Origin of the sequence: Streptomyces sp. TLI_105 (genome assembly GCF_900105415.1) — a bacterium.
In the GTDB taxonomy this organism is placed as follows: domain Bacteria; phylum Actinomycetota; class Actinomycetes; order Streptomycetales; family Streptomycetaceae; genus Streptomyces.
The window spans coordinates 6,139,215-6,155,385 of sequence record NZ_FNSM01000001.1; the positions used below are offsets into that span (position 1 = coordinate 6,139,215).

At 71.7% G+C, this 16,171-nt stretch carries 13 protein-coding genes and 1 tRNA gene; 8 read left to right on the plus strand and 6 right to left on the minus strand.

Going from position 1 to position 16,171, the window contains the following annotated elements:
• Nucleotides 1-11 precede the first annotated feature (11 nt).
• Nucleotides 12-2,495 carry an aminopeptidase N gene (pepN, locus tag BLW86_RS28070; RefSeq protein WP_093876615.1) on the plus strand — a complete coding sequence of 828 codons (2,484 nt, stop codon included), beginning with the start codon at nucleotides 12-14 and terminating at the stop codon, nucleotides 2,493-2,495.
• Nucleotides 2,496-2,510: 15 nt separating this feature from the next.
• Here the strand turns inward: pepN and BLW86_RS28075 are convergent, their stop codons facing one another.
• Complete coding sequence (locus tag BLW86_RS28075; RefSeq protein WP_256341452.1) at nucleotides 2,511-3,401, minus strand: LysR family transcriptional regulator; 891 nt, start codon at nucleotides 3,399-3,401, stop codon at nucleotides 2,511-2,513.
• Between the two features lie 105 nt (nucleotides 3,402-3,506).
• Here BLW86_RS28075 and BLW86_RS28080 point away from each other — a divergent pair, with 105 nt between their 5' ends.
• The 4 genes from BLW86_RS28080 (at nucleotide 3,507) to BLW86_RS28095 (ending at nucleotide 8,415) form a co-directional block, all read left to right on the plus strand.
• Complete coding sequence (locus BLW86_RS28080; protein WP_177181775.1) at nucleotides 3,507-3,884, plus strand: hypothetical protein; 378 nt, start codon at nucleotides 3,507-3,509, stop codon at nucleotides 3,882-3,884.
• The gene (locus BLW86_RS28085) at nucleotides 3,877-5,472 is read left to right on the plus strand and encodes a multicopper oxidase family protein (RefSeq protein ID WP_093876616.1); all 1,596 of its coding nucleotides are present in this window, start codon (nucleotides 3,877-3,879) and stop codon (nucleotides 5,470-5,472) included. The genes BLW86_RS28080 and BLW86_RS28085 overlap by 8 nt, the downstream gene beginning before the upstream one ends.
• Nucleotides 5,473-5,623: 151 nt before the next feature.
• Nucleotides 5,624-7,006 carry a pyridoxal phosphate-dependent decarboxylase family protein gene (locus BLW86_RS28090; protein ID WP_093876617.1) on the plus strand — a complete coding sequence of 461 codons (1,383 nt, stop codon included), beginning with the start codon at nucleotides 5,624-5,626 and terminating at the stop codon, nucleotides 7,004-7,006.
• Entirely contained in the window at nucleotides 7,003-8,415 is a 1,413-nt protein-coding gene (locus tag BLW86_RS28095) for a lysine N(6)-hydroxylase/L-ornithine N(5)-oxygenase family protein (protein WP_093876618.1), read from the plus strand. Before BLW86_RS28090 ends, BLW86_RS28095 begins: the two co-directional genes overlap by 4 nt.
• 3 nt (nucleotides 8,416-8,418) lie before the next feature.
• On the opposite strand, the gene BLW86_RS28100 is transcribed toward BLW86_RS28095, so the two are convergent.
• Entirely contained in the window at nucleotides 8,419-10,218 is a 1,800-nt protein-coding gene (locus BLW86_RS28100; RefSeq protein WP_093876619.1) for a bifunctional metallophosphatase/5'-nucleotidase, read from the minus strand.
• A gap of 113 nt (nucleotides 10,219-10,331) precedes the next feature.
• Here BLW86_RS28100 and BLW86_RS28105 point away from each other — a divergent pair, with 113 nt between their 5' ends.
• Nucleotides 10,332-11,006: an SIMPL domain-containing protein gene (locus BLW86_RS28105; RefSeq protein WP_093876620.1), complete on the plus strand. Its 675-nt coding sequence runs from the start codon at nucleotides 10,332-10,334 to the stop codon at nucleotides 11,004-11,006.
• 146 nt (nucleotides 11,007-11,152) lie between these two features.
• Entirely contained in the window at nucleotides 11,153-12,580 is a 1,428-nt protein-coding gene (pyk, locus tag BLW86_RS28110) for a pyruvate kinase (protein WP_093876621.1), read from the plus strand.
• On the opposite strand, the gene BLW86_RS28115 is transcribed toward pyk, so the two are convergent.
• Together BLW86_RS28115 and BLW86_RS28120 are read right to left on the minus strand one after the other, a co-directional pair.
• A complete protein-coding gene (locus BLW86_RS28115; protein WP_093878917.1) occupies nucleotides 12,556-13,371 on the minus strand; it encodes a hypothetical protein in 816 nt (271 codons plus the stop codon). The two genes, pyk and BLW86_RS28115, sit on opposite strands and share 25 nt — an antisense overlap.
• A gap of 83 nt (nucleotides 13,372-13,454) precedes the next feature.
• Nucleotides 13,455-13,537: transfer RNA gene (locus BLW86_RS28120), tRNA-Leu, on the minus strand.
• A gap of 93 nt (nucleotides 13,538-13,630) precedes the next feature.
• Between BLW86_RS28120 and BLW86_RS28125 the strand changes: the two genes are divergently transcribed.
• Nucleotides 13,631-14,284 (plus strand): ANTAR domain-containing response regulator, encoded by a 654-nt coding sequence (locus tag BLW86_RS28125; RefSeq protein ID WP_030692632.1) that lies wholly within the window; start codon nucleotides 13,631-13,633, stop codon nucleotides 14,282-14,284.
• Nucleotides 14,285-14,357: 73 nt separating this feature from the next.
• Here BLW86_RS28125 and BLW86_RS28130 read toward each other — a convergent pair whose 3' ends face one another.
• Together BLW86_RS28130 and BLW86_RS28135 are read right to left on the minus strand one after the other, a co-directional pair.
• Complete coding sequence (locus BLW86_RS28130; RefSeq protein WP_093876622.1) at nucleotides 14,358-15,074, minus strand: ABC transporter ATP-binding protein; 717 nt, start codon at nucleotides 15,072-15,074, stop codon at nucleotides 14,358-14,360.
• The gene (locus BLW86_RS28135; protein ID WP_093876623.1) at nucleotides 15,071-16,168 is read right to left on the minus strand and encodes an ABC transporter ATP-binding protein; all 1,098 of its coding nucleotides are present in this window, start codon (nucleotides 16,166-16,168) and stop codon (nucleotides 15,071-15,073) included. Before BLW86_RS28135 ends, BLW86_RS28130 begins: the two co-directional genes overlap by 4 nt.
• Between the last annotated feature and the right edge of the window lie 3 nt (nucleotides 16,169-16,171).

Here is a 16,171-nt window from a genome sequence, read left to right on the forward strand (position 1 = left end):
GCATAGGGCCCATGTCCGTACTGACGCGCGACGAAGCGCAGACCCGTGCCCAGCTCCTCGACGTCCACCACTACCGCGTGGACCTCGACCTCACCACCGGCGACGAGACCTTCCACTCACGGAGCCTCATCCGCTTCACGGCCCGCGCCGCGGGGGACACCTTCGTCGAGCTCAAGCCCGAGACCCTCCACTCCGCCCAGCTCGACGGCGAGCCCCTCGACGTCACCACCCTCGACGGCAACCGGCTCCCGCTCGGCCTCACCGAGGGCGAGCACACCCTGCGCATCAGCACCACCATGCGGTACTCCCGCACCGGCGAGGGCATGCACCGCTTCACGGACCCCACCGACGGCGAGTCGTACGTCTACACCCAGCTGTTCATGGAGGACGTCCAGCGCGTCTTCGCCGCCTTCGACCAGCCCGACCTCAAGGCCGTCTTCGAACTGGGCGTCAAGGCCCCCGAAGGCTGGACCGTCCTCTCCAACGGCATCACCGAGCAGCAGCCCGACGGCCGCTGGCAGGCCGCCCCCACCCCGCTGCTCTCCACCTACTTCGTCTGCGTCGCCGCCGGCCCCTGGCACACCGTCCGCACCGAGCACGCCGGCCTGCCCTTCGGCATCCACTGCCGCCGCTCCCTCGCCGCCCACCTCGACGCCGACGCCGACGAGATCCTCGCCGTCACCAAGGCCTGCTACGACCGCTACCACGAGAAGTTCGACGAGCCCTACCCGTTCGACTCGTACGACCAGGCCTTCGTCCCCGAGTTCAACGCCGGCGCCATGGAGAACCCCGGACTCGTCACCTTCCGCGACGAGTTCGTCTTCCGCTCCGCCGTCACCGTCACCGAGCGCCAGACCCGCGCCATGGTCATCGCCCACGAGATGGCCCACATGTGGTTCGGCGACCTCGTGACCCTCCGCTGGTGGGACGACATCTGGCTGAACGAGTCCTTCGCCGAGTACATGGGCTTCCAGACCGTCGACGAGGCCTGCTCCGACCTCTTCCCCGACACCTGGATCGACTTCGGCGTCACCCGCAAGGCCTGGGGATACGAGGCGGACCAGCGCCCCTCCACCCACCCCGTCGCCCCCGACCCGGAAGCCGTCCCCGACACCGCCTCCGCGCTCCTCAACTTCGACGGCATCTCCTACGCCAAGGGCGCCTCCGCGCTGCGCCAGCTCGTCGCCTGGCTCGGCGAGAAGGACTTCCTCGCCGGCATCAACATCCACTTCAAGCGCCACAAGTTCGGCAACGCCACCCTCGCCGACTTCATCGACAACCTCGCCGCCGCCACCGACCGCGACGTCCACGCCTGGGCCGAGCAGTGGCTGCGCACCACCGGCGTCGACACCCTCACCCCCCGCCTCGAAGGCGAGGGGACCCACTGGCGCCTCCACGTCGACCGCGACGGCAGCCGCCCGCACCGGATCCGGGCCGGGATCTACGACCGGCAGCCCGACGGCGAGCTCGCCCTGCGCGAGCGCCGCGAGCTCGACGTCCCGCAGGAGGTGCCCGCCGAACTGAGCGGCCCGCGCCCCGCCCTCGTCGTCCTCAACGACGGCGACCTCACCTACACCAAGCTCCGCTTCGACGAGGTCTCCGAGGAGAGCGCCCTGCGCGGCCTCTCCCGCATCCCCGACCCGCTCACCCGGGCCGTGATCTGGAACGCGCTGCGCGACATGGTCCGCGACGGCGACCTCGCCCCCGCCGACTACCTGGAGGTCGCCCTCGCGCACCTCCCCGAGGAGAACGAACTCGCCCTCGTCCAGGGCATCCTCGGCTTCGCCCGCACCCAGATCGCCGACCGGTACGTCACCGAGGAAGAGCGCCCCGCCGCCCTCGCCACCATCAGCGAGATCGCCCGCGCCCTGCTGCGCCGCACCGAGGACGGCGAGGCGCCCGGACTGCGCCTCACCGCCGTCCGCGCCTGCATCGACAGCGCCACCACCCCCGACAAGATCGCCTCCTGGCTCGACGAGGGCACCGTCCACGGCGGCCCGGAGCTCGACCCGGAGCTGCGCTGGCGGATCCTCGCCCGCCTCGCCGTCCTCGGCGCCACCGACGAGACGGTCATCGCCGCCGAACTGGAGCGGGACCCGAGCGCCACGGGCCAGGAGGGCGCGGCCCGCTGCCGGGCCGCGCTCCCGACGCCCGAGGCGAAGGCCGCGGCCTGGTCGTCCCTCTTCGACTCCGACGACCTCTCCAACTACCTCTTCACCGCCACCGCCCAGGGCTTCTGGCAGCCCGAACAGGCCGAGCTCGTACGGGAGTACGTGCCGCGCTTCTACGAGGCGGCCGTCGCGCTCGGCGACCGCCGGGGCCCCGCGATGGCCGAGGCCGCCGGGCGCTACGCCTTCCCGTCGTACGCGATCGACGAGGAGTCCCTGTCCCTGGGCGAGTCCCACCTGGCGGAGGACACCATGATCCCGGCCCTCCACCGCAAGCTGGTCGACCAGCTCGACGACCTCCGCAGGACCCTCCGGGTCCGCGGCTAGGGCGCGTCCGGCGGGTCAGACCGGGCCGGACGTCCAGTCCCAGCCGGTCAGCGCCGCGTGCATCAGGCGCGCGGCGCCCGTCGGGCGGCTGTCGGCGTACCGGAGCAGGGTGAGGGTGCGCCGGCAGTCGGGATCGTCGACCGAGATCCAGGCGACGGGGGCGCGGGTCGCACTGCGCCGGGCCATGGCCGGGATGAGACCGATGCCGAGACCCGCGGCGACCAGGATCGCCGTGGCGCTGGGCTCGTCGCCCTCGCAGACGATCCTCGGCGGCGCCAGGCCGTTCGCCGTGAAGAGCCGGTCGAGGAGCCTGCGCTGCCAGTGTCCCGCGCGGGTGGAGACGAAGGGCTCGCCGGCGAGCTCGCCGACGGTCACCGACGTGCGGCCCGCCAGCGGGTGGTCGAGCGGCGTGACCACCCACACCGCCTCGTCGAGCAGCCGGACCGCCTCCAGGCCCTCGGGCGCGAACGGCTGCGAGGCCACACAGAGGTCCACCTCCTGGGCGCGCAGGGCGCGGCCCATCTCCTCGGCGGCCATCTGGTGGAGCTCGACCTCCACGGAGGGGCGGGTCCGCTTGAACGCCCCGAGCGGCCCGGTCAGGGTGAGGAAGGTCTCCGAGGCCAGCCGTACGGTGCCGGACTCCCCGCCCGAGATCGCGGTGACGGCCCGGCGCCCCGCGTCGAGCTCCCCGAGGGAGCGCTCCACGTGCCGCAGGAAGACCCTCCCCGCGCCGTTCAGCCGGAGCCGTCCGACCCGGTCGAACAGCGGCGTGCCCAGCTCGCTCTCCAGCCTGGCGACGGTGCGGCTCAACGAGGGCTGGGCCACGCGGAGTTCCTCGGCCGCGCGGCTGAGGTGCTCAAGGCGGGCGACGACGACGAACTGCCTCAGCGCGTGGAGATCCATCATGCCCCCTGGGACATCACCCGATAGCAATATTGATCTTGGACAGGTTATCGCCCGGGTCATAGCGTCGTGGGCGTTCCCGTACCGACGACAAGGGGGAGGCACATCATGTCGAGGGGCGTGTGGCGGGCCGCCGTCACGGCACACGTGGTGGCGGTCTGCGGCCAGCCGGTGTTCGCCGGGGTCTATCTGAGCGGCGACTTCGACGGTCTCGGCATGCACGGGGTGGGCGCCGACGTCGTCACCTCGCTCTGCCTCGTCCAGCTCGTCGTCGCGATCGTGGTCTGGGTGCGGCTGCGCACCTCCTGGCCGTTCTACGTCACGCTCGCGCTCGCGGTCGCCGAGACGGCGCAGTACTTCGCCGGGACGGCCGGGGCGCTGTGGTTGCACATCCCGCTGGGCGTGTTCACCGTCGCCGCCGTCGTCGTGCTGTTCACCGCGGTCTGGCTGCGGCCGCTCCAGCGACGGGAGACCGTCGATGCCTGACCTCACGAGGCGCAGGGTCCTGGCCGTCGGCGGGGCGCTCGGGGTGCTGGCGGCCGGCGGGCTCGGCGTCGCGGCCGGGCTGTCCCGCCGCCCCGCCGTCACCGGAGCCGAGCTCCGCAGCGCCGTACCCCTGCCCCCGCCGTTCCGGGTGCCGCTGCCGCTTCCGAAGGTCCTCGCGCCGGTCAGCACCTCGGGCGGCGTGGACCGTTACGAGATCACCCAGCGCGAGGCGACGGCGGAGATCCTGCCGGGCGTGCGGACCCGCCTGTGGACGTACGGCGGGACCTTCCCCGGCCCCACGATCGAGTCGCGGCGCGGCCGCCCGGTCACCGTCTCCCACCGCAACGAGCTGCCCGTGCCGACCGTCGTGCACCTGCACGGCGGACGCACCCCGGCAGCCTCGGACGGCTACCCGACGGACCTGGTGCTGCCCGAGGGCTGGAGCGGCCACGGCGGCGGTCATGGTGGGGGCCATGCGGGCGGGGGCATGCACGACCCCCGGGCCGTGACGACCGCACTGACCCGGGACTACACCTTCCCGCTGGACCAGCGGCCGACGCTGCTCTGGTACCACGACCACCGGATGGACTTCACCGCCCCGGCGATCTGGCGGGGCCTCGCCGGACTGCACCTCGTCCGCGACGACGCCGAGGAGGCGCTCGGCCTGCCCTCCGGACCGCGCGAACTGCCCCTCATGGTCACGGACCGCGCGTTCGCCGCCGACGGCAGCCTCGACTACCCCTCCCTCGACCCCACCCTGCGGGACCGCCCGGGCGTCCGCGAGCCCTACCTCGCCGGCGTCCTCGGCGACGTCGTCCTCGTCAACGGAGCACCCTGGCCCGTCCACGAGGTCGACGCGGCCCGCTACCGGCTGCGCCTCCTGAACGCCTCCAACGCCCGGCACTACGACCTCGCGTTGGTCGACGGCGACGGCCGGTCCCTCCCGCTCGTCCAGATCGGCGCCGACCAGGGCCTCCTCGCGACCCCGGTCACCCACGGCTCCCTGCCCATGGCACCGGCCGAACGGTACGACGTGGTCGTCGACTTCGCCCACGAGCCGGTCGGCGGCCTCGTCCGGCTCGTCAACCGCCTGGGCTCCGGCCGCACCCGCGAGGTGATGGCCTTCCGGGTCGCCCGCAAGGCCGCCGACGACAGCCGCGTGCCCCGGGTCCTGTCGACCGACCTGCCGAACTGGCGCAGGTCGGACGCCGTCCGGGTCCGCGACTTCTCCTTCCGCGCGGGGCGCATGGGCGACGACGACGGTCACGGCTGGCTGATCGGCGGCCTGCCCTTCGACCCGGCCCGCTCCGACGTCACCGTCCGCCTCGGGGACGTCGAGATCTGGCGCCTCGTCGCGGACGTCCACCACCCCGTCCACCTGCATCTGACGGGCTTCCGCGTCCTCTCCCGAGGCGGCAAGGCACCCCTGCCGCAGGACGCGGGCCTCAAGGACACCGTCTCCCTGCGCCCGGGCGAGTCGGCGGAGATCATCACCCGCTTCGACGGCTACCGCGGCCGGTACCTCTTCCACTGCCACAACGCGGAACACGAGGACATGGGCATGATGGCCAACCTGGAAGTGACCTGACGCCCCGTGGCGGGCCCGCGCCCCGCGCGGGGCGCGGGCGCCGCCCACGCGGGCGCGGGCGCGGGCACACCGGAGGCGCGCCGTCCCCCGTTCGGGTCACACCTGCGGACTCTCCGGACAAACCCCGGCAAGCCCCGCCACCCTGTCGTCCATGCGTGCCGCACCCCCGCCCCTCGCCGCCGACACCACCGCCCTGAGCCGTCTCCTGGGCACGGTCCTCGACGCCCTCCGGGAAGGAGCGCAGGCCAGGGGCGGCCCGCTCCCGGCGGGCGGCCCGGAGGCCGTGGCCCGGCGGGTGCGCGAGGCGCTCGGGGAGCCGCTCCCAGAGACGGGGCGGGGCCCCCAGGAGGCGCTCCGCACCCTCGTCCGGGTCCTCGCGGAGGGCGCCGCCGACCCCGCCGACCCCCTCTGCGCCGCCCATCTCCACACCCCGCCCCTCGCCCTCGCCGCCGCCGCCGACCTGGCCGCCTCCGCGCTGAACCCGTCGATGGACTCCTGGGACCAGGCGCCCGCGGCCTCCGCCCTGGAGGCCGAGGTCACGGCGGCGCTGGCCGCCGAGGTCTTCCCGGGCACGGCACAGCCCGACGCGCTCGTCACCACCGGCGGCACCGAGTCCAACCAGCTCGCCCTGCTCCTCGCCCGGGAGCGGCACGGAAACGGGCTCAGGACCGTCGTCGGGGCCAACGCCCACCACTCCTTCCACCGCGCCGCCTGGCTCCTCGGCCTGCCCGAGCCGGTCACCGTGCCCACCCCGAGCGGCACGATGGACCCGGAAGCCCTCCACGAAGCCCTGGCCCGCACGGACGAGGGGCCCGTCCTCGTCGCCGCCACCGCCGGCACCACCGACGAGGGCCTGATCGATCCGCTGCCCGCCCTCGCCGACGTCTGCGCGGCCCACGGTGCCCGCGTCGAGCTCCACGTCGACGCCGCGTACGGCGGCCCCGTCCTCTTCAGCCGTACCCACCGCCGGCTCCTCGACGGCCTCGACCGGGCCCGTACCGTCACCGTCGACCTGCACAAACTCGGCTGGCAGCCGGCCGCGGCGGGACTCCTCGCCGTACGCGACGCCGCCGACCTCGCGGTCCTCGGTCACACCGCCGACTACCTCAACGCCGACGACGACACCGAGGCCGGCCTCCCCGATCTGCTCGGCCGCTCCCTGCGCACCACCCGCCGCCCCGACGTCCTCAAGACCGCCGTCACCCTCCGCGCGCTGGGCCGCACCGGCCTCGGCGCGCTCGTCGACAGGTGCATGGACCTCGCCCAGGACCTCGCCGACCGGGTGGAGAAGGCCCCCGGCCTCGACCTCAAGGAACGGCCCACGCTCACCACCGTCCTCTTCCGGCCGGCCGGCGCCGGCGACGAGGCCGTCGCGGCGATCCGCCGCACCCTCCTGGCCGAGGGCCGCGCCGTCCTCGGCCGCGCCGGGGCGGACGGCCGCCTCTGGCTCAAGGCCACCCTGCTCAACCCCCAGGCGACCCCCGGCGACCTGGACCGGATCCTCACCCTCGTGGAAGGCAGCACGCACCGATGACCGGCGACACCCCCCAGCAGGACCTCGATCAGCCCCACGACCTGGTGGGCGTCGGCATCGGCCCCTTCAACCTCTCGCTCGCCGCCCTCGCGCACGGCGTCCCCGGCGGTCTCGCCGCCACCTTCTACGAGCAGCGGCCGGCCTTCCACTGGCACCCCGGGCTGCTCCTCGACGGCGCCACCCTCCAGGTCCCCTTCCTGGCCGACCTGGTGACCCTCGCGGACCCCGCCAGCCCCTGGACCTTCCTCAACTACCTGAAGAGCCGCGAGCGCCTCTTCCCCTTCTACTTCGCCGAGAAGTTCCACATCCAGCGCGCCGAGTACGACGCCTACTGCCGCTGGGTCAGCGAGCGGCTCCCCGGACTCCGCTTCGGCCACCAGGTCGACTCCGTCCGCTGGAACCCCGAGCGGCGCCTGTTCGAGGTCGACTTCACCCAGGTCGACCCGGAGGGCGAGGCCGAGGCCCTGGGCCGCGCCTACACGCGGAACGTCGTCCTGGGCGTCGGCACCGAGCCGTACGTCCCCGAGCCGCTCCGGCCGCTGGCCGACGCCCCCGGCGTCCCGGTGATCCACTCCGCCGACTACCTGACCCACCGCGAGTCGCTGCTGCGCGCCGGTCACGTCACCGTCATCGGCTCCGGCCAGTCCGGCGCCGAGGTCTTCCTCGACCTGCTCCGCGCCCGCCCCGCCGGGGCCGAGCGGATCCACTGGCTGGCCCGGACCGAGGCCTTCGCCCCCATGGAGTACTCCAAGCTCGGCCTGGAGCACTTCACCCCCGACTACACCCGCTACTTCCACGCCCTGCCCGAGCCGGTGCGCGGCGAACTCGTGCCCCGCCAGTGGCAGTTGCACAAGGGCATCGACGCGGACACCATCGCCGCCATCCACGACGAGCTCTACCGCCGCACCCTGCACGGCGGCTGGCCCGACGCCGTCCTCACCCCCGGCGTCCGGGTCCGCACGGCGGGGCGGGTCGCCACCACACAGGTCGAACTGCACCTCGAACACGTCCAGCAGTCCACCCGCTCCCGGCTCACCACCGACGCCGTCGTCCTCGCGACCGGCTACCGGGAGCGCCCGGTGGACCGGATGCTCGCCGGGCTCGACCCGTACCTGCGCCACGACTCCGCCGGGCGCCCCCGGGTCGACGAGCGGTACCGCCTGGTCCTCGACCCCTCCGTCACGGGCTCCGTGTACGTCCAGAACGCCGAGCGCCACACCCATGGCGTCGGCGCCCCCGACCTGGGCCTGGCGGCCTGGCGCAGCGCGACCATCCTCAACTCGGTCACCGGCAAGGAGCCGTACCCGCTGCCGCGCCGCACCGCCTTCACCAGCTTCGGCCTGGACGCGCGAGAGGCGCCGAGCATCCCGGCCCAGAGCCAGAAGCTGACGCCCCTCGTGCAGCAGTAGGAACTAGAAGACCGGCACGCCGTCCCGGGTCAGCTTCCAGTCCACGGACGCGAAGAGACCCGGGTCGACCGTGCCCTTCGCCCTCACCCACTGGATGATGGTGTTGCGGATCTCGTCCGAGTTCGCCCACAGCTGCTCGGCCTTGGCGACGTGCGGGAAGGCGCCGCCGCCGCTGGCGCGGTAGTTGTTGACCGCGAGCACGAACTTCGCCGCCGGGTCGAGCGGCCTGCCCTGGAAGGACAGGTTCGCGATCCGCTGCCCGACCGGCTTCGCGATGTCGATGTCGTACGTCAGACCCGACACGGCGTCGTAGTTGTAGTCGGGGGTGCTGTCCGCGTTGGTGAGCTTCGCGGTGTCGACGGGCGCGCCCGCCGGGGTCTGGACGTAGTACTTCGCCGAGTACTCCAGGTAGTCCTTCAGCTGGGCGCCCGTCAGCAGACGCGCCTCCAGGGTGTTCTCGAAGGGGTAGAGACCGGCGGCGTCCTTGATACTGATCTCGCCGGCGGGGATCCGGGCCGTGCGCGAGAAGCAGGAGGCCTGCGAGAGCACGGGCAGACCGGCGTACGCGCCGCCCGCGAGGGCCGCCTTCACCGTCTCGGCCTGGACGACGTTGATCAGGTCGATGATCGGCTCGTCCTTCCAGGGCGCGTCGGCCGTCGTCATGGCCGCCGTGGAGGTGCCGATGACCTGGTTGACGTACGCGACGACCTTCTTGTGCTCGTCGGCGAGCAGGCCGGTGATCTCCGGGTCCTCGGCGACCGTGTTGGAGTTGAGGACCTGCGCGCCGACCTTCTCGACCACCCAGCGGCCCTTCTCCCACACCAGGTCGAAGTCGAAGAGGGTGAGGCGCTGGCCCCACTTCAGGGGCTCGGACAGGACGACGTCCTTGCCGGTCTCCTTGTTCGTGACCTTGTACTCGGGGATCTCGGTGTGGGCGTGGCCCACGAGGATCGCGTCGATGCCGGGGACCTGCTCGGCGACGAGCGCGGCGGCGTTCTCGATGTACGGGAGCTGGTCACCGTACGAGGAGGTGCCGGAGGAACCGGAGTGGGCGGAGACGACCACGACGTCGGCGCCCATGGAGCGCAGCTTCGGCACCCACTTCGCGGCCTGCTCCTCGAGGCCGGGGAAGACCATCTTGCCGGTGACGTTCGCCTTGTCCCAGATGGCGATGCCCGGGTTGGTCAGGCCGAGCACCGCGACCTTGACGTCCTTGCCGTGCGGGGTGCGCAGGCAGTGCATGCTGTACGGGGCGAAGGCCGGGCGCAGGGACTTGGCGTCGAGCGCGTTGGCGCCGAGCAGCGGGAAGTCGCACTGCTCCTCGAACTTCCGCAGCACCGGGATGCCGTAGTTGAACTCGTGGTTGCCGAGCGCGGCGGCGTCGTAGCCGATGGCGTTCATGGCCTGGGCCATCGGGTGGACCGGGCCGCCGGTCTGGGTGATGGGGTCGACCTTGGCGTAGTAGTAGGACAGCTGGGTGCCCTGGATGGTGTCGCCGGCGTCGATGAGCAGGGTGTTGCGGCGGCCCTTCGCGGCGCGGACCTGCTCGACCAGGGTGGAGATCTTGGCGAGGCCGACGTCGTTGTGCGCCTTGTCGTCGAACTCCTTGTCCGTGAAGTAGTCCCAGTTGAAGACGTTGCCGTGCAGGTCGGTGGTGCCCATCACGGTGAAGGAGTACCGCTTCTGCGGACGCGGGCGGCCGGGGCCGGCGGCCTCGGCGGGCACGGCGACGGCTCCGGCGACGGCCACTCCGGCCCCGGCGGCGGCCGAGCGCTCCAGGAACGTCCTGCGGTTCAGCGGCATGTGTTCTCCCCATTGATTCGGCGCCTGCCATGGCGCACAACGCGCGTAGATTCTGGCTCAGACCGAACTGTCGCAACAGACCTTTCGGGTTACGGAGTGGGAAAGTGTTCGGTATGACACACCCGCACCCCACCCCCGAGGCACCCCAGGTGACGGTCCGTGGCGAGGGCCGCCTGGAGGTGGAGCCGGAGCTGGCGCGGATCGGCGTGACGGTACGCGCCGGGGGCACCGACCGGGCCTCGGTGCTCGCCGCCCTGACGGGCCGCAACGCCGAGGCGATCGCCCTCCTCAAGTCCTACGGCGAGGCCGTCGCCGCGCTGGAGACGGGCGCCCTGTCCGTCACCCCCGAGCCGGCCCGGCACGGCCGCGGCGAGCGGGTGCGCGGCTACCAGGGCTGGGTGCACCTGTCGGCCGAGCTGACCGATTTCACCGCCCTCGGCGAGCTCGTCACGCACCTCGCCGATCTGGAGTGGACCCGGGTGGACGGCCCCTGGTGGTCGCTGCGTCCGGACTCCCCGGCGCACGCGGAGGCGCGCCGACGGGCCGTACGGGAGGCGGTGCGCCGGGCGCGCGAGTACGCAGAGGCGCTCGGCACCTCCCTGGTGGCGCTCCTCGAACTCTCGGACACCGGACTCGGCCCGGGCATGCCGGCTCCGGCCGGCGGGATGCGCATGGCCTTCGCCGCCGAGGCGGTGGAGGCGCCCGCTCCGCTGGAGCTCGAACCCCAGCGGCAGACGGTCACCGCGGAGGTCGCGGCACGGTTCACGATGGAGCCGCCCGCACTCTGAGACGAACGGCTTTTCGGCTCGTAACCCGCTCATCGGAGCAACCCGCCGCACAGATTCAAGACTTGTCAACAACCTTTCACGGAAAGGTTGTTGAGTAGTCATGCCGGGCGCCTTCGCTACCCGCTGGTAAGCCCTAGGCTCGCCTCATGCGCCGAGCGAAAATCGTTTGTACCCTTGGGCCCGCCACCGAAACATACGACCAGATCAAGGCGTTGATCGAAGCCGGAATGGACGTGGCCCGCCTCAACCTCAGCCACGGCAGCTACGCCGAGCACGAGGAGCGCTACCAGCGCGTCCGCAAAGCCTCCGACGAGACCGGCCGCAGCGTCGGCGTCCTCGCCGACCTTCAAGGCCCGAAGATCCGTCTCGGCCGCTTCCGCGAGGGGCCCGTACTCCTTGAACGCGGCGACGAGTTCACCATCACCGTCGAGCCGGTGGAGGGAGACCGCCACCGCTGCGGCACGACCTACTCCGGCCTCGCCGAGGACGTGACCGCGGGCGAGCGCATCCTCGTCGACGACGGCCGCGTCACCCTGGAGGTCACCTCCGTCGACGGCCCCCGCGTGCACACCCTCGTGATCGAGGGCGGCATGGTCTCCGACCACAAGGGCCTCAACCTGCCCGGCGTCGCCGTCTCCGTCCCCGCCCTCTCCGAGAAGGACATCGACGACCTCCGCTGGGCCCTGCGCACCGGCGCCGACGTCATCGCCCTCTCCTTCGTGCGCAGCGCCCGGGACATCGAGGACGTGCACCGGATCATGGACGAGGAGGGCCGTCGGCTCCCCGTCATCGCCAAGATCGAGAAGCCGCAGGCCGTCGAGAACATCGAGGAGATCGTCGCCGCCTTCGACGGCATCATGGTCGCCCGCGGCGACCTGGGCGTCGAGATGCCGCTCGAACAGGTGCCGATCGTCCAGAAGCGCGCGGTGAAGCTGGCCAAGCGCAACGCCAAGCCGGTCATCGTCGCCACCCAGATGCTCGACTCGATGATCGACAACTCCCGCCCCACGCGCGCCGAGGCGAGCGACGTGGCGAACGCGGTCATCGACGGCACCGACGCCGTGATGCTCTCCGGCGAGACCAGCGTCGGCCGCCACCCGATCGAGACGGTCCGCACCATGAGCCGGATCGTCGAGGCCGCGGAGGAGGACGTCCTCGCCAAGGGCCTGCCCCCGCTGACCGAGCGGAACAAGCCCCGCACCCAGGGCGGCGCCGTGGCCCGCGCGGCCGCCGAGATGGGCGACTTCCTGGGCGCCAAGTTCCTCGTGGCCTTCACCCAGTCCGGCGACACGGTCAAGCGGCTCTCCCGCTACCGCTCGCCGATCCCGCTGCTCGCCTTCACCCCGGACCCGGCGACCCGCTCCCAGCTCAACCTCACCTGGGGCGTCGAGACCTTCCTCGGACCGTCCGTGGACTCCACGGACGCGATGGTGGCCCAGGTCGACGAGGAGCTCCTCCGCATCGGCCGCTGCCGGAAGGGGGACATCGTGGTCATCACGGCCGGCTCCCCGCCGGGCGTCGCGGGCTCCACGAACCTGGTCCGGGTGCATCACATCGGTGAGCCGCTGACGTAGCCCCAGTGTTTGGGCCCCACGTGCAGGTCCATGAGCGCGACGGACGCCTTGCGGGCGATGGAGATGTTCTGCGCGGTGCGGGACTGGTTCGCGGCCTTCCAGTCGACGCCCACGCGGTCGAGGGCATCAGTGAAGAGCCCGATGATGTCGGCGGACGAGTCGGTGAAGAAGTAGCGGGGGTACTCGTACCGCTTCCGCTCGCCGCCGATGAGCCGGGTCGTCCAGTTCGTGATCCGGCTCCCGTCGGAGTGGATGAGTCCCCGAATGAAGTCCCACGGATGTGTGTCGACGATCTTCTGTTGCCACGCTTCGAGGGCGATGCGACGCTCGTGTCTCTTGCCGGGCCCGTGCTGCGGGAAGAGACACCGCAGGTGCATCGAGGAGATCTTGACCTCCATGCACCCCTGCCTCTGGACCTTCGACGCGTGATTGCCAGGAAGGACGGATTGCATAGCCCGCACACACGCGGCGATGAGTCCCGGCCAGGTGTCGGTACAGGAGATGGAAAGACTCGGAACCCGCATGGCACGGCTCTGAGCGACGTGGCCGTCACCGAGATGGAGCCCGAGCAGGTACGCGTACGCGACTTCGTCGAGCTCGCGCCCGTCGCACCGGGGACACGAGGGGCTGCGCCTGCCTGGGCACTCGCCACGTTTCGCGCGGTCCACGTGCTTCCAGTAGCTGATCGTGCCGCTCGGAACGTCGAGTCGGCGAGCTACGTCCGCGTTCTTGGCGCCGCCGCGCAGCAGCACGAGCGCCCGCTGTCGTACCTCTGTGCCGTGAAAGTACATGCGATCACTCTGGGAGATGAGCCATTGCTGCGCGCAGCAAAAGCGGACATTCACGCGAAGGTGAATGTCCGCTTCAGGGTGGGTGCCGGGTGCGGGACTCGAACCCGCAAGCCCTCACGGGCAGATGTGTTTGAGACATCCGTGTATGCCATTCCACCAACCCGGCAGGTTGCCAGTCGGAGTGTACCCGGTCACTGGTCTGGCCAGCAGCTAGGTAGGCTTCTTCATGCAGCGCACTGCCCCGCAACGAGGAGCCCCCGTGACCGCCCCCGAGTCGCCCCAGCCCGCCGACGACGCCGAGGCGTCGCACGTTCCGCCGCTGACGACCCGCGTCGTCATCGCCGAGGACGAGGCCCTCATCCGTCTCGACCTCAAAGAGATGCTGGAAGAAGAGGGCTACACGGTCGTCGGCGAGGCCGGGGACGGTGCCACGGCCGTCGAACTCGCCCGTGAGCACCGCCCCGACCTCGTCATCCTCGACGTGAAGATGCCCGTCCTCGACGGCATCTCCGCCGCCGAGAAGATCGCCGGCGAGTCCATCGCCCCGGTCCTCATGCTCACCGCCTTCTCGCAGCGCGAGCTCGTCGAGCGGGCGCGGGACGCCGGTGCGATGGCGTACCTGGTGAAGCCCTTCAGCAAGAGCGACGTGGTGCCGGCCATCGAGATGGCCGTCTCCCGCTTCGCCGAGCTCCGCGCCCTGGAGCAGGAGGTCGCCGACCTCTCCCAGCGCCTGGAGACCCGCAAGCTCGTCGACCGCGCCAAGTCGATCCTGCAGACCCAGTACGGCCTGACGGAGCCGGCCGCGTTCCGCTGGATCCAGAAGACCTCTATGGACCGCCGCATGTCGATGCAGCAGGTCGCCGAGGCCGTCATCGAGGACGCCGAGGAGAAGAAGGCGGCCAAGGGCCAGTAGCCCTGTCGCACATAGAAGGAGGCCCGCCCCGCGCGATGCGGGGCGGGCCTCCTCGTACCCGTGACGGGTGGTGCTACTCCTCGCCGAGGTACGTCTTGCGGACGTCGTCGTTGACGAGCAGGTCCCGGCCGGTGCCGGACAGCTTCATCGTGCCGACCTCCAGGACGTAGCCGTGGTCCGCGAGGGAGAGCGCGGCCTGCGCGTTCTGCTCGATGAGCAGGATCGTCATGCCCTCGGACTTCAGCGTCGAGATGGTCTCCATGATCTTCTGCATCATGATCGGGGAGAGGCCCATCGAGGGCTCGTCCAGCATCAGCAGCTTGGGCCGGGACATCAGCGCCCTGCCCATCGCCAGCATCTGCTGCTCACCGCCGGAGAGGGTGCCCGCGGCCTGCTTGCGGCGCTCGCCCAGGATCGGGAAGAGGTCGTAGGACTTCTGGATGTCCCGTTCGATCCCGTCCTTGTCCTTGCGGAGGAAGGCGCCGAGCTGGAGGTTCTCCTCGATGGTGAGCCGGGGGAAGATGTGCCGGCCCTCGGGGGAGTGCGCGAGGCCCAGCGAGACCACCTTGTGGGCCGGGATGCCGTTGAGCTCCTGGCCGTCGAAGGTGATCTTGCCCGAGGTGGGCTTGAGCAGGCCGGAGAGGGTCCGCAGGGTCGTGGTCTTGCCGGCGCCGTTGGTGCCGATCAGGGCGACGACCTGGCCCGCCTCGACGGAGAAGGAGATGCCCTTGACGGCCTCGATCTTGCCGTAGGCGACCCTGAGGTCCTCGACCTCCAGAAGCGCGGTCACTTGGAGTCTCCTTCGGTGGTGCTGTCCGCGTCGGCGGCCGGAGCCCCGTCGGCGGGGGTGTCGTCGGCGGGAGCCCCGGGGGCCTCGTCGGCGGGCGCCTCCTCGGCCTCGGGAGCGTCGGCCTCCTCGACCTCGGGGGCGTCGGCCTCGGGGGCGTCGGCCTCGTCGGCGGATGCCTCGGGTGCCTCGCCGCCGGCCTCCGCCTCGACCTCGGCGGCCTCTTCGGCGGCCTGCTCCGCGGCTTCCTCCGCGGCCTGGACCTCGGCCGCCTCCTCCGCGCCGGGCGCGTCCTCGTACGGCGTGCCCAGGTACGCGGCCACGACGCGCTCGTCGGCCTGGACGACCTCGGCCGTGCCCTCGACGAGCTTCTCGCCCTGGACGAGGACGGCCACCCGGTCGCACAACTTGAAGATGAACTTCATGTCGTGCTCGATGACCAGGACCGCGATGCCGAGGTCGCGGATCGCGAAGACGAGCTCCTCGGTGGTGCGGGTCTCGCTCTGGTTCATTCCGGCCGTCGGCTCGTCGAGCAGCAGCAGGCCCGGGTCACTGGCGAGCGCGCGGGCGATCTCCAGCTTGCGCTGCTCGCCGTACGGCAGGTTGCGCGCCAGGTACTCCGCCTTGTTCGCCAGGCCCACGAACTCCAGGAGCTCCATGGCCCGCTCGCGCGAGGCGGCCTCCGCCTTCTTGAAGCCGGGGCCGCGCAGCAGCGCCGACCACAGGCCCTCCTTGGTCCGGGTGTGCCGTCCGACGAGGACGTTCTCCAGGACCGTCATGTTGGAGAAGAGGCGGATGTTCTGGAAGGTACGGGCGATGCCGGCCTGGGTCACCAGGTGCGGCTTCGGCGGCAGGACCGTCCCCTTGTAGCTGACCTGGCCCTCGGTCGGGACGTACAGACCGGTCAGGCAGTTGAAGAAGGTGGTCTTGCCGGCGCCGTTCGGGCCGATCAGGCCGACGATCTCGCCCTCGCGGACGGTCAGGTCGACCCCGCGCACGGCGGTCAGACCGCCGAAGCGCATGGTGACCCCGCTCGCGTCGAGGACGGTCGCGGCCGTCTTCGTACCGGCGGCGGTGTCGGTGGTGGTCGTCGTCATGGC

Coding starts and splice junctions, on each gene's coding strand:
- pepN (WP_093876615.1), top strand. CDS start 12: ATGTCCGTACTGACGCGCGACGAAGCGCAGACCCGTGCCCAGCTCCTC.
- BLW86_RS28135 (WP_093876623.1), bottom strand. CDS start 16,168: ATGACGACGACCACCACCGACACCGCCGCCGGTACGAAGACGGCCGCG.
- BLW86_RS28090 (WP_093876617.1), top strand. CDS start 5,624: ATGCGTGCCGCACCCCCGCCCCTCGCCGCCGACACCACCGCCCTGAGC.
- BLW86_RS28115 (WP_093878917.1), bottom strand. CDS start 13,371: ATGTACTTTCACGGCACAGAGGTACGACAGCGGGCGCTCGTGCTGCTG.
- pyk (WP_093876621.1), top strand. CDS start 11,153: ATGCGCCGAGCGAAAATCGTTTGTACCCTTGGGCCCGCCACCGAAACA.
- BLW86_RS28075 (WP_256341452.1), bottom strand. CDS start 3,401: ATGATGGATCTCCACGCGCTGAGGCAGTTCGTCGTCGTCGCCCGCCTT.
- BLW86_RS28105 (WP_093876620.1), top strand. CDS start 10,332: ATGACACACCCGCACCCCACCCCCGAGGCACCCCAGGTGACGGTCCGT.
- BLW86_RS28085 (WP_093876616.1), top strand. CDS start 3,877: ATGCCTGACCTCACGAGGCGCAGGGTCCTGGCCGTCGGCGGGGCGCTC.
- BLW86_RS28095 (WP_093876618.1), top strand. CDS start 7,003: ATGACCGGCGACACCCCCCAGCAGGACCTCGATCAGCCCCACGACCTG.
- BLW86_RS28100 (WP_093876619.1), bottom strand. CDS start 10,218: ATGCCGCTGAACCGCAGGACGTTCCTGGAGCGCTCGGCCGCCGCCGGG.
- BLW86_RS28080 (WP_177181775.1), top strand. CDS start 3,507: ATGTCGAGGGGCGTGTGGCGGGCCGCCGTCACGGCACACGTGGTGGCG.